This is a genomic window from Serratia sp. HNCC26DJ206, from assembly GCF_057180605.1.
The window spans coordinates 18,157-36,725 of the sequence record NZ_JBXUGP010000037.1 but is presented as its reverse complement, the minus strand read 5'-3'; the positions used below and the strand labels follow the sequence as shown (position 1 = coordinate 36,725).

The following is an 18,569-nucleotide window of genomic DNA, read 5'->3' as shown; positions in this document are numbered from 1 at the left end:
AGACACCCGGAAAACCGGGTGTCTGGATACTTAGCTGATGACGTGGAACCGCTAGCGGATCCGCAGTCTTCACTTATTTAGCGGCTGGAGCAGCGGCTTTTTTGCTGTTTTTGTGGTGTTTTTTAGCAGCCTGGGCTTTTTGCTCTGGGGCTTTTTTGCTGTGTTTCTTCGCTTTAGCAGCCTGAGCTTTCTGCTCTACAGGGGCTTTTTTGTCAGCTTTGTGGTGCTTTTTAGCAGCCTGAGCTTTTTGCTCTGGGGCTTTCTTGCTGTGTTTCTTGGCTTTAGCGGCCTGAGCTTTCTGCTCTGGGGCTTTGGTGGTGGCTTTCTTGTGCTCTTTCTTATGATGAGTGGCTTTTTCAGCGTGAGCCGGAGCAGCCATGGTATCAGTTGCCGCTGGGGTAGCCGCCGGTGCTGCAGTATCAGCAGCGAAAGCAATTGAAGACAGACCCATAGTGGCAGCAACGATCAGCGCTAATACTTTTTTCATTTTTAAATCCTCAGAGAGTGTTTTTCGGTAAGCCCGGTTGGGCCGTTGAACAGATAATAAAGGAATCAATTCAGTACTTCCGTGAGTGATTGGTTTCGCCGAGTAACCAAATGTACAAAGCTGATGAACTCTGTACATCAAGGGTGCTCAGTTCAATGATCCCGAATTGCTGCCAACTGCTGAAGATGGCCGATAACATGCCGAGATATCGCGATCTCCCCCTACTCAGCTATATCGATTAAAAAATGGTCTACACTTAGAGGATATATTCAACAACGGAGAGTCTAATGTTCAAGAAAGCTGAAAAAGTAGAACGAGGCATCGATCAGGACCTCGCCCTGCTGGCCGACACGCTTGACGAGGTATTACGCGATTCCGCTAGCAAAACCAAAGAGGAACTGAGAGAGCTGCACAACAAGGCAAAAGGCGTTTTACGCGATGCCCGTGCACGTTTCAACGATTCCAGCAGCCTGACACAGCATGCACGTGACGTGGCAGACCATGCCAATAGCTATGTTCGTGACAAACCCTGGCAGGGTGTCGGTATTGGTGCCACCGTTGGCATCGTCATCGGCCTCCTGCTCGCCCGACGTTAAACACCCCTGTAGCTAAAAAGATGAAACTGATGTGCGTCTGGCCCACGGGAAACCGTGGGCCGTTTAGTTTTAGTTAGGCTGTGTCCCTTAATTGACCGTGATGCCGTCGCAACCCCAAAAGCCCGTCAGCAAGGCGGAGGGTGAAGGGCATAGTGGGCCTATGTTCAAGCCCGACAACGCCGGTGACGGGCTTTTGGGGCGCGACCCTGTGGGCTGGGGCCATTTGAGCGCGCTGCTGCGTTGTTCACCGCTGATTTGGTCCACCAAACTTCGCGGTTCACGCCTTGCCCCGCGCTCAAATGACCGCCAGCGGCACGCACGTGCAATTAAGGGACACAGCCTAATACCCCAATTCTCTCTGGCTGCGGCTCGCCAACACAAGTGCCGTGTCGATATCGGGAATATAGCGATAAAGCGCCACATAGCCTCTGGTTTGATAACCTATCACCAGCTCACGCATTCCTTTATTTATCGACTTGCCGATCAGAGGGTTATGTTCCAGGACGGAAATGGCCTGAATTATCTCCTGGATCCTCAAGGGAGAATTTGCAACATCATAGCGAGACAGGTGTTCAAGAATACGCTCAATGTCATCCATGACCTTCGGTGCCAGTTTGATCGCGGTCATTTAGCGCCCCAGCTTTCTCGCCACTGGCTTAGCTGCACTCTGGTTACCGGCCATATGTTCTTCCAGATAACCACGCATTTCAGACCAGGAGATCGTTTCACCGCTGGCCACAATATCGGCGTATCTTGCTTCTGCTTCGTCTTCAAAACTGCCTTGCAGCTCTTCGCGCGTGGCTTTTTCTGCAATAGCCTGCAAGATAAAACTGTGTGATGTTATGCCAGCATGTTCCGCCGCAATGGCCACTCTGGCCTTCAGTTCATCAGACATACGGATTGTGGTGGTAGACATAGAAACAGCCCTCAATCAGGAGCACGTAAATGTAGCTCAATTGTGCTACAGGCTATCTGATATCACAAGGCGTCCTCCCATAAAAGCCCCGCCGGGAGGCAGGGCAATCCACACCTCAGAAGAAATGCGACAACGCCAGCAGCGACAGCGAAACATTAATCGCGCCGCCGATACGGGTGGCGATCTGGGCGAAAGGCATCAGCGACATACGGTTACCCGCCGTCAGGATCGCTACATCCCCCGTACCGCCCTGCCCGCTCTGGCAGCAGGAAACGATGGCGACATCGATCGGGTGCATACCAATCCTCTTGCCGACAAAGAAACCGGTGCCCACCAGCGCACATATGGTCGACACAATCACGATCAGATTCTGCACGGTGAATGCATTAACCAGCTCCTGCCACGGCGTGATGGCAACCCCTACGGCAAACAGGATCGGATAGGTCACCGCAGTACGGAAAAATTTATACACCACCTGCGAGCCTTCCTGAATGCGCGGAGACACGCCGTGCGCCAGTTTCACCGCCACGGCGGCAAACAGCATGCCCACCGGCGCAGGCAGACCAATCAGCCGGTTCAGCAGCATCCCGACCATATACAGCAGGATCGCCAGCAGGGCCCCGCAGGCAATGGTGCTCACATCCACCATCTTGCCACTGGCCTGCTCGGCCACCGGCATCTCGCTATCCCCTTGTTTGCTCGGCATCAGGCTGCCTTCACCGGTCAGGTGCGGATAGCGTTTACCCATCTGGTTGAGCAACCCGGCGATCACAATAGCGGTCAGGCCACCCAGCATCACAATCGGTAAAATGCGCCCCAATGCCACACCCTGCTCCATGTGCAGAATGGCGGCATAGCCCATCGACAGCGGAATCGCTCCTTCCCCGACGCCACCGGCCATAATCGGCAGGATCAGGAAGAAGAAGATCTGGAACGGCTCCAGGCCCAGCGCCATGCCAACCCCCATCCCGACCAGCATCCCAACCACTTCACCGCACAGCATAGGGACGAAGATCCGCAGGAAACCCTGAATCAGCACCTGACGATTCATACTCATAATGCTGCCGACGATAATGCAGCAGATGTAGAGATAAAGAATATTGGTCGACTTATAGAATTTGGTGGTGGATTCCACCACCACATCCGGCAGCAGACCATAATGCACCAGCGCGGAAGGAATAAAGGTGGCACAAATGGCAGCCGCCCCCATTTTGCCCACCAGCGGCAGGCGTTTGCCGAACTCACCGCAGGCAAAACCAAAAAAGGCCAGCGTTGCCACCATCACCACAATATCACTGGGTAACTTACCTGCCAGGCAATCCAGTAAAATAAGCACCCCGGCCAGAATAAAGAACGGCAGCGGAATAATACCTATTTTGTAATTATCCAGAATGTGCCACCACTTTTCGCGCAGCGAAAGCGGGGGCGTTTTATCTTTGGTGACAAGGTAGGAATCATCGGTTGTGCTCATAGGCTGGCCTCTTATTAGTCTGTTTGGCCATCATAGAGAAACGCACGGATTAACCGCTGTGATTACGTTCAAAATAAGAAAGGTTTTTTAATGGTGGTTATGGTTTCTATGGTGTTAATAGACTTTATGTAAAATAATGCGTGGTGTTAATGGCGTTAATAATACTGCCAATTTAAACTTTACTGCTTTTATTACACGGCAGAATGTTTATACCCAAAATAATTCGAGTTGCTTGTAGGCGGCCAGTCCGAGAGTCGCCAGGAGCATAGATAACTATGTGACTGGTGCGAACGGACGCAGCCAACACCCAAGCAACTTGAAGTATGAAGGGTATATTAGTAAACACTATAAAGCTGCACAGGTAGTCACAACTTGATCAGGAGCAACATTACTTCACGGGATTCTCATGATAGGGTAATCACTCAAACGGACTTCAAGGCCAGCAGCAAACCATGCGGATAAAACTCTCTTTTCAGATCAAACTGTTTCTATGCCTGGTGGCCTTTTCCTCTCTGCTGTTAACGTTAATTGGTGCTTACACCTACTACCAACTGGATACCCAACTGCACCGCGATCTGGGGGCTCGTGCCCAGGTACAGGCGCGGGAAATTGCCCTGACCCCTACGCTGATTAGCATGGTAAAAAATAACGACACCGACGGCATTGCTACACTGATGAACAAAATCCGCGCCAGCAGCGATGCCAGCTATATTGTGATTGGTGATAATCACACCATGCACCTTTATCATTCCGAACACAGCAATTTGCTGGGCACGCCGATGGTCGGTGGTGATAATAAAGAGGTGCTGGAAGGAAAAAGTATTATTTCCATCCGCAAAGGGGGTATTGGGATTTCATTACGCAGCAAAGCACCAATTATGGATGAAAATAACCGGGTGATTGGTATTGTTTCAGTCGGCTATCTGAAATCACATATCGACAGTTTAAATGCCCACACTCTGACGAAAATTGTCGGTTCGATTATTCTGTTATTGTTCGCCTTGTTTATTTTCTCTTGGTTATTATCCAAAAACTTAAAGCGCCAGATGTTCTCGCTGGAACCCAAAGAAATTGCGCTGCTGGTACGCCAACAGAAAGCCCTGCTGGAAGCTATTTATGAAGGGGTGATCGCCGTTGATCCGCAACTGCGTATTATCACTATCAACCACGCCGCCCGCGAGTTGCTGGATCTGCACCAGCCTGCCAGCAGCCTGATGGGGCGTGAAATCAGTGAAGTGATCCAGTCGCAGCCAGATTTCTTTAACGCTAACCAGTTAGGGCAGGATACGCACGATGAAGTGTGCCGTTTCAACCATGTGCGGGTGATTGCCAGCCGGGTCAGGATCATGCAGGAAGAGGAATTGCAGGGCTGGGTGATCAGTTTCCGCGACAAAAATGACATCAATACCCTCAGCAGCCAGCTCAGCCAGGTGAAACGTTACGCCGATAATCTGCGCATCATGCGCCACGAACAGCTGAACTGGACCGCCACTCTGGCCGGTTTGCTGCATATGCAACGCTATGACGAAGCGATCCGCTACGTGGAAGCCCAATCCGAAGGCGCGCAGGAGATCCTCGATTTCGTTTCCCAACGCTTCAGCTCTGCCGCGCTGTGCGGCCTGCTCTTGGGCAAATACGCCGGCGCGCGCGAAAAAGGCATTGAATTGCGTTTCGATCCGGCCTGTCAGCTGCGCCAGATCCCGGCATCGCTCAACGAAACCGAACTGATGTCGATTATCGGCAACTTGCTGGATAACGCGGTCGATGCCACACTGCTTTGCGCTGCGCCGCACCATGCGGTAGAACTTTATATCAATGACAACAGCACTGAGCTGGTGATTGAAGTGGCAGATCAGGGTACCGGCATCACAGCACAAGTGCGTGATACGCTGTTTGAACAAGGCGTCACCACCAAAGTTAAAGGCGATCACGGTATTGGCTTGCATCTGGTGGCCAGCCACGTTGCGCAGGCGCACGGCAGTATAGAAGTGTCGGACAACGATCCGCGCGGCACCATTTTCTCTCTGTTTATCCCAAAGGCTTAAGCACCCGGACTCACCCTATGCAACATGAAACACTGGACGTTCTGATCGTGGAAGATGAGCCGCAGTTGGCCACACTGCATACCGAATTTGTCGAGAAAAACTTTAACCTGCGGGTGGTTGCCTACGCCGCTACCTTGGCAGAAGCCAGAGCTAAAGTTAACGCTCACCAACCACGCCTGATCCTGCTGGATAACTTTCTACCAGATGGCCAAGGGATCGCGCTAATGGAAGAACCGGCGGTGAAAAACCCGTCCTGTTCGGTAATCTTTATCACTGCGGCCAGCGATATGCACACCTGTAGCCAGGCGATCCGCAACGGCGCGTTCGACTACATTATCAAACCGGTGTCTTACAGTCGGCTACGTAATTCACTGGAGCGTTTTATTCAGTTTGCCCAGACGCAACGCACTTTCAAGGTGATCGACCAAAGCAATGTCGATGCCTTATACAACCTGCACGCCAAACAGTTTGCCAGCGAAACCGGTGCCAAAGGGATCGAGGCCAACACGCTGGAACTGGTAAAAGCGTTATTCATCAACCAACCGGATGTTGCACATGCGGTAGAAGACCTGGTTGAGCAGGTTGGCATCAGCAAAACCACCGCACGCCGCTACCTGGAGCACTGCGTTGCCACCCAGTTCGTGCGCGTAGAGATGCTGTACGGCAATATCGGCCATCCGCGGCGGTTGTATCGTAAGGTTTAAGTAGTAGTGATTAAGTTTTCAACTTGAAAACAAAACAATACAGGGGTACAATGTTTTCAAGTTGAAAACAATGTTGAGGGATTAACGTTGCATGTGATCAGCAGACAGCCGTTTAACGAGGCAGCCAGTCAATTTCCAAATAGCAGGCAAACGCTTTTTGATTTGATGAGGGTTTTAGAGAAACATAACTTCAGCAACCCGGACGAGATGAAAAAAGTGATCCAGTCTTTAGACAACTTTAAACATCGCAAAAAGTGGTGGGTCATTGATGTATCCGGTAATACATTGCGTCTTATTGCTTTCATTGATTTTGAAAAATATAAGATTTTTGTTAAGCACATTGTTACTCATGCCGAATACGACAGGTTAACCAAGTATTACAGGGAGCATAAAGAATGACTATTGCATCTCATAGCAGCAAAAATGGCATCGATGCGACAACTGCAGAACGTATGATCGCCACATTCGCCAACGCAGTGAAATGCATTCCACTCATGGCCGGTGGTAAAAGCGAAGCGGAATACAAAAAAGCCCTTGAACTGATTGAATATCTCATCGATAGAGACGATCTGGACAACCCGCTGTTTGAACCGTTAGCGGCAAAAATCGCTGAATATGAACAGCATGCCCCAGAGTTCGAGGATTTGCGCAACCATATGGCCGAGCTCTCCAGCGGTGTTACAGCTTTGCGCACTCTGATGGACCAATATGGGCTCAAGCCAGCAGATCTGGCAGATGAACTGGGATCCAAAAGTAATGTGAGCAACATTCTGAATGGCCGCCGTGCATTGACAGTTCAACATATAAAAGCGCTGGCTACGCGTTTTAATGTTCCTGCTGGTTTTTTTATTTAGCCATTTAATACCACTTACTTTACCCGGCTAGATTATTTAGCCGGGTAAATTTTTATACTCTAAATAATTCGAGTTGCAGGAAGGCGGCAAGCGAGTAAATCCCCAGGAGCATAGATAACTATGTGACTGGGGTGAACGAGCGCAGCCAACGCACATGCAGCTTGAGGTATGACGAGTATATATCTCAAAAAGTATAACGCAACCCCACGCGGATACGGTATTGCTCCGCATTATAATCCAGCCAGCGATCCAGCCATTGCAGTTCCAAATAAGGCATCCAATGGGTATCTATTTTATAGCTGAACTTGTTAGTAATTTCCCAATGGTGGCCTTTACCATTTTTACTGTGGAAATCATTGACCCGAATGAAATAATGGGGTTCGAAGGTATAATTAAGATCGTCAGTGAGTTTAAAATTCCAATAACTGGCAAATTCATGGGTATCATTACGTGCCGGTTGGCCGTTGAAATCGATGGCGTCATAGTTGCTGCGGTTATAACGATAGCGCACGGTCAGGTTAAATACTGGCAGGAATTTATAGTTGTTATCCAGATACAGCGCCCCGCCGGAACCGGCACTGTTTGAGTTAACCAGCCCACCGGAGGAGATAGTCCATTGATCCGTTGGGCGCAGCAGCGGATACCAGCCTTCCAGCTCGTTATAGCCGTGCTTTAACTGATCAAACTTCCCTATATTATAAGCATTGGTGGCCATCACCCCGGCACCGCCATCAAAGTTATAGCCCGCACGCAGAATAACCTCATTCAATTCCGAGGCGGTGTTGTAAGCTTCGCGCGTTTCCAGATAAGCGCGTCCGGCCTGAGCGCTGGCCGAGGCGATTAATGCCGTAATCAACAATAATGATTTAGCTTTATTCATCTTGATTCCCCAAATAGTCTGGATAAATGAGCGTAGAGAACCCGCCGCCATGCAATAGCGCATGGCGGTAGAGTGTTATTTTTAATAATTAAACTTCTTTGATGGCTTGCGTGTTAACCACCGGCTGAAAGGTTATTTCCTTACCGTGGTTACCTTTGCGCATATTGATGTCATTGACTATCTGCATAAATAGCTGCTCGTTTAACTTATAGAAAGCACCCATCATAATTGCAGCCCCCATCGCCAATAGGCAGGGATAAATAAAGATCAACTGACGCAAGCCTTCCAATACCGCAGGTGACTGCGCAATATTGGGGACGTAGCCAATTTGCGTCAGCATAATCCCCGGTAGTAACCCCGCCAGCGCGGCGGAAATCTTGCGCGAAAACGTATAGCCGGTGTAGACCGAACCTTCTGCCCGGATGCCGGTTTTCCATTCGCCATAATCGACGGTATCCGACACCAACGCCCAGTTAAGGCTGTTAACAAAGGCGGTACCAAAGAAGGCCATGCAGGAGAACGCCACAAAAGAGACCGAGCTGTTGCCCCAGCCGTAGTTAAGCAGGTCGCCCAGGCACCACAGCAGCAACCCGCCAAGGTAGACACGCTTCTTGCCAAAGCGTTTCACCGCCGCAGGCACCATCAACACACCAATCAGAATGCAGCCCATGCTGAAAAAACCCATGTAGGACAGCAAACGAATATCGTGCAGCACGTATTGCGTGTAATAAACCTGGATCGCCAGCTTGATGTTAAACGCCGCCAGCGTGCACAAGTTGGCAAGACACAGCACCAGCAGCGGCGGATTCTTGAAAATGCCGCAGAAGGATTTGAAGATCCCCGGTTTATGATGTTCCGGCACAATCTCGACATAGCGCTCTTTCACCCCGGCATGGCACCACCACATGCAAAATACCCCGCAGGTGGCAAACACCGTGGCCGCCACCAGATAGCCAATCTCTGGGCGGGCGGTAAACAGCGCCTGGATCGGCACAAACCCGACGGTGCACAGCAGCAGGCCAAGCGTGGCCCCGCCCTGCCGCCAGGCGGCCAGCTGCGCACGTTCATTCGGGTTTTTGGTGATCGCAGGCACCATCGCCCCATAGGCGCAGTTCATCAGGCTATAAAACAGACCGAACGACATAAACAGCACGGTGGCCAGTATGGTTTTGGCGTTCAGGCTGAAACCACTATTGAGGAAGTTGGCCACCGCCAGCAGAGCCACCGGTAGCGAGGCATAGAAGATAAAGGGCCGGAACTTGCCTTTAGCACCGATATTACGCCGCGAATCCAACAGCACGCCGGTCAGCATATCGGTGAAAGCGGTAAAGAATTTGGCAATCAGGAAGATTACCCCGCCGTAGATCGCGGGCAGCCCCAGAATATCGGTATAGAATTTCAGCAGATACAGCGTGCCAATGCACAGCATCAGGTTAGAACCGAAGTCCCCCATGCCGTAGGCCAGCTTTTCACGCAGCGGCAACCGCAGCGTGACGGGATCGTTGTAGGGTGAAGAGTTGGCCATATAACAGGTCCTTATTATTTTTATACCCTTCGTCTTTCAAGCTACAGCGTTGTTGGCTACACGCACTTGCCGCCTAGCTGTAACTTGAAATCCTGTGGGTATTGCACCCATTAATTACTGATAGCACTTATGTCTCTATCGAATTAGCAGGTTGCATCTGTTTACACTGCCGGGCTCATGTTGCGTTTTCGGGTTTCCAGCTCATCCACAATCTTGAGGTAGTTTTTCTCCGTCAGGTGGTAGAACAAGCCCATGGTCAATGCCGTCAGCACCGCCAATCCGCAAGGGTAGATAAAGATCAGTTGCCGCAGCCCTTCCAGCGTGCTGGCCCCTTGTTCCACGTTAGGCACATAGCCGATATAGGCCAGCATCACGCCGGGGAAGAACCCGGCCAGCCCTTGGGAAACCTTGCGGAAGAAGGTAAAGCCGGTATAGACGGTGCCTTCAGAACGCACGCCAGTTTTCCATTCGCCGTATTCCACGGTATCGGACACCAGCGCCCAGTTCAGGCTGTTAACGAAGGCGGTGCCAAAGAACGCCAGGCAGGAGAACAGCACAAACAGCGTGGAGGTGTTGCCCCACAGGTAGTTCATTGCATCGCCGAGGATCCACAGCGACAAACCGCCCAGATAGACGTTTTTCTTGCCAAAGCGCTTCACCACCGTCGGCACCAGCAACACGCCGAGCAGAATACAGCCCATGCTGAAGAAGCCCATGTAAGACAGCAGCGTGATGTCGTTAAGCACGTATTGGGTGTAGTAGATCTGAATCGCCAGCTTGATGTTGAACCCGGCCAGCGTGCACAGGTTGGCAACGCACAACACGAACAGCGGTTTATTGCCGGTGATGGCTTTAAAGGATTGCAGCAGGCCCGGCTTTGGCGCGCCCGGTTTTGGCAGCTCGACGTAGCGCTCTTTAACGCCGGAATAGCACCACCACATGCACAGCATGCCAGCAAACGCGAAGATCGCCGCCGCCACCAGATAACCCACCTGCGCCTGGCCTTCAAACAGCGACAGGATCGGCACAAACCCGACGGTACACAGCAGCAGGCCAACCGTCGCCCCGCCCTGCCGCCAGGCGGCCAGTTGCGCACGCTCCTGCGGGTTTTTGGTCATCGCGGGCACCATCGCGCCATAAGAGCAGTTCATCATGCTGAAGAACAGCCCGAACGCCATGAAGATCAGCGTGGCAATCACCGTTTTCGCCAGCACGTCGAACGACATCCCAACGCCGATAAAGTTAGCGACTACCAGCAGCGCCACCGGCATTGAGGCATACAGGATAAATGGCCGGAACTTGCCTTTGGGGCCGATATTGCGCCGGGAATCCAGCATCAGGCCGGTACTGATATCGGTAAAGGCGGTAAAGAAGCGGGAGATCAGGAAGATCAGCCCGCCCCACGCAGCCGGAATGCCCAACACATCGGTATAAAACTTCAGCAGGTACAGCGTACCCACGCACAACAATAGGTTAGAACCGACATCGCCCATACCGTAGGCAAACTTCTCGCGCAATGGCAGCGTCAGTTTGACCGGATCCTGGTTGACTTCACTCATGGTGATTCTCCTTGGAAAACACCCCATCCCGAGGTAGCCGCCATTGCCGCATGGGCCAATGGCGGCACAGTTTTTTATGCTTACAACGCCTTTAACGAGGCAAACAGCTCGGCCCACTCGCTGCTGGCGCGATAGAACACCGGCGGCTGGCCGATCGGTGCGGCTACCGTCACTTCGCACCCGCCGCTGTGCGGCTCGCCGGTCCACAGGTTGATCCAGCTGTCCTGCGGTAGATAGAGCGTCCAATCGCTGCGCCCTTCTTCATGCACCGGTGCCACCAGCAGGTCGCGGCCAAACAGGTATTGGTATTTCAGGCTGTAGGTATGCGCATCCTCTTCGTAATGCAGGAACAGTGGGCGCATCACCGGCAGGCCGGATTGCGCATTCAGCGCTACCGCCTGCTTGATGTACGGCTTCATGGCGCTGAATACCCGGCTCATACGGGCGAACTGGCGGATGGTTTCCACATCGTGATCGAACTGCCAGTTATCGTCCGGGCGGTTACCCTCGTGGGTACGCATCAGCGGCGTAAAGGCGCAGAATTCACACCAACGCATCAACAGCTCTTTGCTGCGCTTCATGTCGAACAAGGTGGTGTAACCGCCGATATCGCTGTGGTGCAGGCCGTGGCCGGTCATGGCCAACGACAGCGCCGCCGGGATCACCGAGGCCAAGCCGTCGTCCAGGCTCCAGTCAACGTTCTGATCCCCCGCCCACATCATCACCGAATATTTCTGGCTGCCGGTGTAGCCTGCACGCATAAAGAACAGGATCTCCCCCAGCTTGCCGCTTTCCACCAGCGCGTCGTAGTTGCACTTGGCCCACAGCGCAGGCCAGGCGTTATGCATAATTTCCGCATCCACGCCGTTATGCATCACGGTGTCGGTTGGCAGATATTCACCAAAGTCCGCCATCCAACCGTCGAGGCCGAACTCAATCAGGTTCTTTTTGATGACGTTTTTGAACCAGTCATAGGCCTCCGGCTTGGTAAGATCCACCACCCCGGCATAGAACTCACCGAATTCCACCTGATAGTCGTTACCGCTGTAATCTTTGGTCAGATAGCCCTGCTCGGCGGCTTCGGCATACAGCTCTTTTTCGATCGCCACATAAGGGTTGATGTAACCGAGGAAGCGCACGCCCTCTTTTTTCCACTGGGGAATACGCTTATCCAGTTCTGGATACAGCTCACTGTCCCAGCGCCAGTTCCACATCAGGCGTTTACCGAACGAGGTGATGCGGCGGCCTTCCCAGTCCTGCGCCCAGATACCGCTGACCTTAACGCCGTGTTCACGCATCAGATCCAGCTTCTGCTGGCAGACTTCTGTGCCGCCCTGAATACCGAGGATCACACCGTCGTACACCCAGTCCGGCAGCTCCGGCTGGCGGCCCAGCAGCGCGGTGAGTTTCTCCAGCAGACCGATGTAGCTGTTGGCGCAGTCAAAGCGCAGCACCGCCTGATCCTGCCAGATCGCCAGTTCGTGGAAATCAGGGGCAGAAAAATCAAAGTTCATGTAGCAGCTGTTTTCCACATGGCAGTAATACTTCTGGCTGCTGACAAAGGTCGGCTGCGGGAAGAACGTCCAGTAATAGTCGCCACCGGCATTCTCTTTGCAGTCCGCCTGCCAGGTGACGTAGCTCTGTTTGTTGCGACCCACGCCCTGCTCGCTGGTCCACAGTGGGAACGGCTTGCCGCGCAGATCAAAGTAGGAAAACTGCTCGCCGCAGCCGTAAACGTGATCGGCCTGCTGAGCCGCCAAACGCAGCCACATGCGGTTGTTGGTCTGGTCGCTGTTGTGCAGTTGCATTTCCAGCCGCCCTTGCGCATCGGTGGTGATGTGCAGCGTGCTATGCGCCACATCGCCACGGCTGAAACGGATGTTCCAGCCCTGCCCCTGCGGGGTGATGCTGACATCGGTCAGCGCCAGTTTTTCGCTGAGCTGATCTTTGATGCTGAAGTTGCCGCGGAACATATCGATATCCGCCTTGCCGCGCCCGATCCACAGGCAAGGGGCCTCCAGGGTATGGCGCAGCAGCACGCGCTGCTGAAAAGTCAGGGTGAAGCCGCCAGCCTGTTGCGTCAGTTCCAAGCCTTGCTGAGAAGTCATATTCAATTCTCCAAAAGGTTAAATACGGTATTTGCCTAAAACTCAGGTCAGTTCAATCACGTCCAGCCCCAGCAGATCGGCCACTTTGCGCAGCAGCGGACGATGTTCGCCGTACACCAGCGAGGTGTGATGCTCCATCCCGGCAGCGATCAAACGCTGACGATAGGTGTCGGCATCCACATCCAGCCGAGCGGTACCGGCGGTGCCGGAAAACGCCAGCGGGGCTTTGATCATCTCGCCACCGGCCAACATCAGGCGCAGCTTGCCTTCGCCCTGGGTAATGCGGCACAGCGTGATGCGCCCCGGCTTGAGGGCAAATTCAGACAGCAGCGGCAGCTTGCGGTTGGAGTGGATGGTGGCCTGCACCGGGCCATCGCGATCGGCCATTTCGATCGGCGCCTGGCCGCAGTGCCAGAACACCACACTGTTATCCTGCGGATCGATATCCACCAGATCGGTATTGAACGCCGCATTGCCGGACGCCCACTGCGCCATCAGCGAAGACAGCACGCCGAACATGTCGGCTTCGCAGCCGCAGGGCACTTTGTCTTCATTCATCAGCGCCAGCGCGCCGCAGGCGGCACAGCCGTAGTCGGTGAAGAAATCCGGCCAACAGCGCACGGCAATGCCGGTGTAGCCTTCGCGCTGTGCCTTTTCACGCAGCGCCGAATAGACTTTGAGGGTTTTGCGGGTGGCGCACTGATCCATTTCTGCCAGATTGGGGAAATCTTTGGCGCGGCGGGCATAAGGCGCATCGGCCACGCTGTCCGGCAGCGCTTTCACTTCGTCGATAAACTCCAGCACCGGCTGGCGCGTCACTTCCACACCAAAGTGCTGCTTCAACTGCTGCTGGTTGTAGTTACAGGCGTCAAAACCCAGCGGATGCTCGCCGATCACCATCACTTTGGCCTGTTTGAAGCGCTTGACGATCGCCGCCGCCTGCGCCAGTTGCTGTAATTCATTGATTACGCGGCTATCACTCGGCAGGCCGTGCAGGGTCTGCACTTTGATCGCTTCACGGCTCAGCGCATGGCAGGCCAGATTCACCCCGCAGAACGAGTTCAGGCGTAAACGGCCACCGGTACGCGCCTCGGGGAATGACCACAGCGCCGTTGGCACCGGGAAATCACGCGCCACTTCGGTGGTCAGCGAGGCATCGGTAAAGGTCACCTGCAGGATCAGCAGCAGATCGAGATCCGCCTGTTTCAGCGCAGGTAACGCTTGCAGGGCCGATGCGGCATCAAATTGCAGCATCGGTTCCCCCACCAGTTCGATCTCCATGCCGCTGAGCGCCTGCCAGGCCTGCGCCAACATTTCCTGCGCGTATGGCACGTCAAAGGTGTTGCGACCTAACGCCAGCACGCCGACTTTTGCTTTTTTTGTCATTTATGTTGCTTCCAGTAATCGGAGAAATTAATCCAGAGCTATGCCAGGGTGCTAAAACGGTGCTCGGTGCGGCTGAGATATTTTTCGCCTGGGCGTAACACCACGTTGCTGAAGTGAGCGTGGTGGATGCTGTCTGGGAAAGCCTGCGTTTCCAGGCAAATGCCGGAAAATGCCTGATAGCGATGCCCCGCCTTACCGTTCCAGACTTTGTTGGACAGCTTGAAGGCGTTATAGAACTGCATGCCGGGCAGCGAAGTGTGCACCTCCATCACGCGCCCGCTGTGCGGGCAAAGCAGGCTGGCCGCCGGATGCAACGCGCCGTCGCCGGGTTTCAGCACGTAGTTCATGTCAAAGTCCTGCGCCGGGCGGTGCAACATCGCATCCCCCAAGCGGCGGGCGTTGCGGAAATCAAACGCCGTACCGGCCACACGGCGGATCTCACCGGTGGGCAACATGGTGCTTTCATCCACCGGTGTGATGAAATCCGCATCGATCTTCAACTGCTGATCGTGGATGAGATGCGTGTGGCCGCGCAGGTTGTAATGGCTGTGATTCACCAAGTTGACCAACGTCGGTTTATCCGTTTGCGCCTCAAAGCTCAGCGTCATCACGTTGTCTTCGGTCAGGCCGATGCGGTGGCGCACCTGTAGGTTGCCCGGATAACCTTCCTCGCCGTCGGCAGAGGTGCGGCTGAAAATAATGCCATCGCCGTCTTCCTGCGCCTGCCAGACATATTTGTCAAAGCCGCGCACTCCGCCATGCAGATGTTGGCCGGTGGCCAGTTCGTTGGTGGCCAAGAGATATTCCTGGCCGTCAATCTTGAAGCGCCCACCAGCGATGCGGTTGGCACAGCGCCCGGCGATCGCCCCAAAGAACGGGTGCCCAGCCTGATAAGAAGCCAGATCGTCAAAACCCATCACGATGTCTTCTGCCTGGCCGTGCCGATCCGGCACCCACAGTTGGGTAATGATGCAGCCGTAATCGGTCACACACAGCCGCATGCCGTTCGCGTTGCTCAGCGTGAACAGGGAAACCGCCTGCCCTTGATGTTCGCCAAAATGCTGACGTTGAATGGTTGTCATAGTCTGTCCCTATGGTTTAAAACTGTGCCGCCTTGCCGTGGCTGCCGAATAGCCGGATTTTTTCGACCACTCTTTCCTTCATCACATCACGGCCGCGCCCGAGCGAAACCGCCAGCACAAACTCTTCGGGATCGTTATTCAGCACTTCGGCCATGCCCTGAGTGAAGGCTTGACGCAGTTCGGTATCCACGTTGATCTTAGCCACGCCCAGCGCCACCGCCTTGCGGATCTGCTCATCCGGCACGCCGGAACCGCCATGCAGCACAATCGGCTTGCGGACGATCTCGCGGATCTCATGCAGGCGATCGAACGCCAGCTTAGGTTCCTGCTTGTACAGGCCGTGTGCGGTGCCGATCGACACCGCCAGATAGTCCACTGTGGTCAGTTCGGAAAACTTCAGCGCTTCGTCGCTGCTGGTGATCAGGGCATCTTTTTCATCAACCGAGATATCATCTTCGGTGCCGCCGATCTTGCCGATCTCCCCTTCCACCCCGATATTCAACGCATGCGCCACATCCGCTACCGCGCGGGTAATGCGCACGTTTTCGTCGAACGACAGATGCGAGCCATCAAACATCACCGACTGGAACCCCGCCTGCACCGCCTGCATGGTTTGTGCAAAGCTGCGGCTGTGATCCAGGTGAATACACACCGGCACGGTAATGTCCTGCATAAAGGCATCGATCATCGCTTTCATCGGCTCCAAACCCATCACGCTGATCACTTTCTGGCCCACCTGAATCATGATCGGCGCTTGCTCCTGCTCGGCAGCCAGTAAAATGGCGCGAATGGTTTCAGCGTTATGGGCGCTGAAGGCACCGATGGCGTAGCCGTTTTTCCACGCGTGCTGAACCATGGTGTAACCGGATAAATAAGGCATTTTCTCTCCCCTGTGCGCGCTGAATATCAGGCGCTTGTGATATCAATTAATGTTTGCCTGCCAAGCCGGAAGCCGCGCGAACCTGTTCCAGAATGGCGCTCCAATCCTGACGCCCGCGCCCGCTGGCGCGCGCCTGGCTGTATACTTCGCGCGCCGCCGCGCCCAACGGCATAGCAACGTGCAACTGGTTGGCGACATCCAGCGCAATCCCCAAATCTTTGTGCGCTAAGTCGATCATAAATGCCGGGCTGAGATCGCCCTTCAGCACTTTGTTCGGCCAGGTGGTGGTGAAATGCCCTTTGCCTGCTGGCGTGCCGCTCATCACTTGCAGCGCCACGTCGAACGACAGCCCCAATGCTTCGCACAGCACCGCCGCTTCGGCCGACAGCGCATTGAGCGCAATGCTCATGTAGTTGTTGATCAGCTTCACGCGGATGCCCATGCCCGGCCCACCGGCGTTGATCAGCTCTGAACCCATCGCCATCAGCACTGGCGTAGCACGCTGTACCTGTTCGGCAGTGCCACCGGCCAGGATCAGCAAGGTACCCGCCTGTGCGTGATCGGAAGTGCGCCCTACCGGGGCATCCATCAGGCTGAAACCGCGCGCCTGCATGTCGGCAATCAGCCGGTCGGTTTGCAGCGGATGAATGGTGGACATGTCGATCACCAGCGCCGCAGGCGACAGCGTGCTGCACACGCCTTCGGCACCGAACAGCACCTCACGCACCAGATCGCCGTTCGGCAGCATGGTGATCACCACTTCGGCATCCAGCGCCGCCTGTGCCGGGCTGGCGGCCTTGGTTGCCCCTTGTGCCACCAAGGCGTTGACCGCCGCTGGGCTGATATCAAAAACGCTCAGCCGGTGGCCCTGTTTAATCAGGTTGCTGGCCATCGGTGCTCCCATTTGCCCTAGCCCGATAAATGCGATCTGTGCCATGGTTCTCTCCTGTTCGTTACGCTTGTCCGCTTTGTGTCAACTTACCGGCCACAAATAAGACCATTTTTGTCTGTTTTTGATCGTATTTGTAATTTATAGTCAAAAAATTGACACGCGTCACTCTTTTAACATTTGAGAAAATTAAAATGGTGGCATCGTGATCGGCCGCCACTTTTTGGCGAAAACCGTTTTGGCAACAACAGAGGACTCAGACCATGACTCGCATTGCCTGTGTAGGTATTACGGTGCAAGACCGTTTGTATTACGTAGAAAAATTGCCGCAGGGGGGCGGGAAATATGTCGCCAACGATTACCGTGAAATCGGCGGTGGCCCGGCGGCAACCGCCGCCGTTGCGGCTGCCAGACTGGGGGCGAAAGTCGATTTCATTGGCCGCATTGGCGACGACGTCACCGGGCAGGTTTTGCTGGCAGAGTTAGCCAGCTATGGCGTCAATGTCGGTTACACCCGCCGCTATCCACAGGCGCGATCGTCACAGTCGGCGGTGCTGGTGGATGCGCAAGGGGAACGAATTATCATCAACCACCCGAGCCCGGATCTGCCAGAGGACGCTGACTGGCTGAGCGAGATCGACTTTAGCCAGTACGACGTGGTGCTGGCGGATGTACGCTGGCATCAGGGGGCGCTGGCGGCCTTTACGCAGGCACGGCGTGCCGGGGTCACTACGCTGCTGGATGCCGATGTGACGCCGCAGGACATCCGCCCGCTGGTGGCATTGGCCGATCACGCCGCCTTCTCCGAGCCAGGATTAGTGCGTATGACCGGAGCAACTGAGGTTGAAAAAGGGTTACGGTTAGCAAAAAATGACAAAAACGGACAGGTTTATGTCACACAGGGGAAGCAGGGCTGCTTCTGGCTGGAAAACGATCGGCTAAAACATCAGCCAGGCTTTAAGGTTGAAGTGGTAGATACCACCGGCGCTGGCGACGTTTTCCACGGTGCGCTGGCGGTAGCGCTGGGTTCGCAGCCGGATATTGCGCAGGCGGTACGCTATGCCAATGCTGTTGCCGCGCTGAAGTGTACCCGCCCCGGCGGGCGCGCAGGCATCCCCAACTGTGATCAAACAGACTCTTTCCTGGACAGTTTTGTATAAAATGATCAACTGATGACAATATTGAAG

General features: G+C 54.2%; 18 protein-coding genes. 6 read left to right on the top strand and 12 right to left on the bottom strand.

Going from position 1 to position 18,569, the window contains the following annotated elements; all coding sequences use genetic code 11:
- Window positions 1–73: 73 nt before the first annotated feature.
- A complete protein-coding gene (gene asr, locus AC2A1E_RS20790) occupies window positions 74–487 on the bottom strand; it encodes an acid resistance repetitive basic protein Asr (protein ID WP_484385343.1) in 414 nt (137 codons plus the stop codon).
- A gap of 287 nt (window positions 488–774) precedes the next feature.
- Between asr and AC2A1E_RS20785 the strand changes: the two genes are divergently transcribed.
- Complete coding sequence (locus AC2A1E_RS20785; protein WP_484385342.1) at window positions 775–1,083, top strand: ElaB/YgaM/YqjD family protein; 309 nt, start codon at window positions 775–777, stop codon at window positions 1,081–1,083.
- Between the two features lie 340 nt (window positions 1,084–1,423).
- Here the strand turns inward: AC2A1E_RS20785 and AC2A1E_RS20780 are convergent, their stop codons facing one another.
- From AC2A1E_RS20780 to AC2A1E_RS20770, 3 genes are all read right to left on the bottom strand, one after another.
- A complete protein-coding gene (locus AC2A1E_RS20780) occupies window positions 1,424–1,711 on the bottom strand; it encodes a type II toxin-antitoxin system RelE/ParE family toxin (RefSeq protein WP_484385341.1) in 288 nt (95 codons plus the stop codon).
- Window positions 1,712–1,999 (bottom strand): CopG family transcriptional regulator, encoded by a 288-nt coding sequence (locus AC2A1E_RS20775; RefSeq protein ID WP_484385340.1) that lies wholly within the window; start codon window positions 1,997–1,999, stop codon window positions 1,712–1,714. It lies immediately after the preceding gene.
- Window positions 2,000–2,114: 115 nt separating this feature from the next.
- The gene (locus tag AC2A1E_RS20770; RefSeq protein WP_484385339.1) at window positions 2,115–3,470 is read right to left on the bottom strand and encodes a 2-hydroxycarboxylate transporter family protein; all 1,356 of its coding nucleotides are present in this window, start codon (window positions 3,468–3,470) and stop codon (window positions 2,115–2,117) included.
- Between the two features lie 452 nt (window positions 3,471–3,922).
- On the opposite strand from AC2A1E_RS20770, the gene AC2A1E_RS20765 reads away from it, so the two are divergent.
- From AC2A1E_RS20765 to AC2A1E_RS20750, 4 genes are all read left to right on the top strand, one after another.
- Window positions 3,923–5,515, top strand: a complete 1,593-nt coding sequence (locus AC2A1E_RS20765) for an ATP-binding protein (protein WP_484385338.1) — start codon at window positions 3,923–3,925, stop codon at window positions 5,513–5,515.
- A gap of 17 nt (window positions 5,516–5,532) precedes the next feature.
- A complete protein-coding gene (locus tag AC2A1E_RS20760) occupies window positions 5,533–6,219 on the top strand; it encodes a response regulator (RefSeq protein ID WP_484385337.1) in 687 nt (228 codons plus the stop codon).
- A gap of 87 nt (window positions 6,220–6,306) precedes the next feature.
- Entirely contained in the window at window positions 6,307–6,618 is a 312-nt protein-coding gene (locus AC2A1E_RS20755) for a type II toxin-antitoxin system HigB family toxin (RefSeq protein WP_484385336.1), read from the top strand.
- Window positions 6,615–7,073, top strand: coding sequence for a helix-turn-helix domain-containing protein (locus AC2A1E_RS20750; protein WP_484385335.1), 459 nt, complete (start codon window positions 6,615–6,617; stop codon window positions 7,071–7,073). The genes AC2A1E_RS20755 and AC2A1E_RS20750 overlap by 4 nt, the downstream gene beginning before the upstream one ends.
- A 184-nt stretch (window positions 7,074–7,257) precedes the next feature.
- On the opposite strand, the gene ompL is transcribed toward AC2A1E_RS20750, so the two are convergent.
- The 8 genes from ompL to yihU form a co-directional block, all read right to left on the bottom strand.
- The gene (gene ompL, locus AC2A1E_RS20745) at window positions 7,258–7,953 is read right to left on the bottom strand and encodes a porin OmpL (RefSeq protein ID WP_484385334.1); all 696 of its coding nucleotides are present in this window, start codon (window positions 7,951–7,953) and stop codon (window positions 7,258–7,260) included.
- An 88-nt stretch (window positions 7,954–8,041) separates the two neighbouring features.
- The gene (locus tag AC2A1E_RS20740; protein ID WP_484385333.1) at window positions 8,042–9,478 is read right to left on the bottom strand and encodes an MFS transporter; all 1,437 of its coding nucleotides are present in this window, start codon (window positions 9,476–9,478) and stop codon (window positions 8,042–8,044) included.
- Window positions 9,479–9,639: 161 nt separating this feature from the next.
- Window positions 9,640–11,037 (bottom strand): MFS transporter, encoded by a 1,398-nt coding sequence (locus AC2A1E_RS20735; RefSeq protein ID WP_484385332.1) that lies wholly within the window; start codon window positions 11,035–11,037, stop codon window positions 9,640–9,642.
- An 80-nt stretch (window positions 11,038–11,117) separates the two neighbouring features.
- Window positions 11,118–13,145 carry an alpha-glucosidase gene (locus AC2A1E_RS20730; RefSeq protein ID WP_484385331.1) on the bottom strand — a complete coding sequence of 676 codons (2,028 nt, stop codon included), beginning with the start codon at window positions 13,143–13,145 and terminating at the stop codon, window positions 11,118–11,120.
- Between the two features lie 42 nt (window positions 13,146–13,187).
- Window positions 13,188–14,531 carry an L-fucose/L-arabinose isomerase family protein gene (locus tag AC2A1E_RS20725; protein ID WP_484385330.1) on the bottom strand — a complete coding sequence of 448 codons (1,344 nt, stop codon included), beginning with the start codon at window positions 14,529–14,531 and terminating at the stop codon, window positions 13,188–13,190.
- A 38-nt stretch (window positions 14,532–14,569) separates the two neighbouring features.
- Window positions 14,570–15,613: an aldose epimerase family protein gene (locus AC2A1E_RS20720; RefSeq protein WP_484385329.1), complete on the bottom strand. Its 1,044-nt coding sequence runs from the start codon at window positions 15,611–15,613 to the stop codon at window positions 14,570–14,572.
- Between the two features lie 16 nt (window positions 15,614–15,629).
- On the bottom strand, window positions 15,630–16,493 hold the full coding sequence (locus tag AC2A1E_RS20715) for a class II fructose-bisphosphate aldolase (RefSeq protein ID WP_459401611.1): 864 nt from the start codon (window positions 16,491–16,493) through the stop codon (window positions 15,630–15,632).
- A 46-nt stretch (window positions 16,494–16,539) separates the two neighbouring features.
- Window positions 16,540–17,430 carry a sulfolactaldehyde 3-reductase gene (gene yihU, locus AC2A1E_RS20710; RefSeq protein ID WP_484385328.1) on the bottom strand — a complete coding sequence of 297 codons (891 nt, stop codon included), beginning with the start codon at window positions 17,428–17,430 and terminating at the stop codon, window positions 16,540–16,542.
- Window positions 17,431–17,645: 215 nt separating this feature from the next.
- On the opposite strand from yihU, the gene AC2A1E_RS20705 reads away from it, so the two are divergent.
- On the top strand, window positions 17,646–18,542 hold the full coding sequence (locus tag AC2A1E_RS20705) for a sugar kinase (protein ID WP_484385327.1): 897 nt from the start codon (window positions 17,646–17,648) through the stop codon (window positions 18,540–18,542).
- Window positions 18,543–18,569 lie beyond the last annotated feature (27 nt).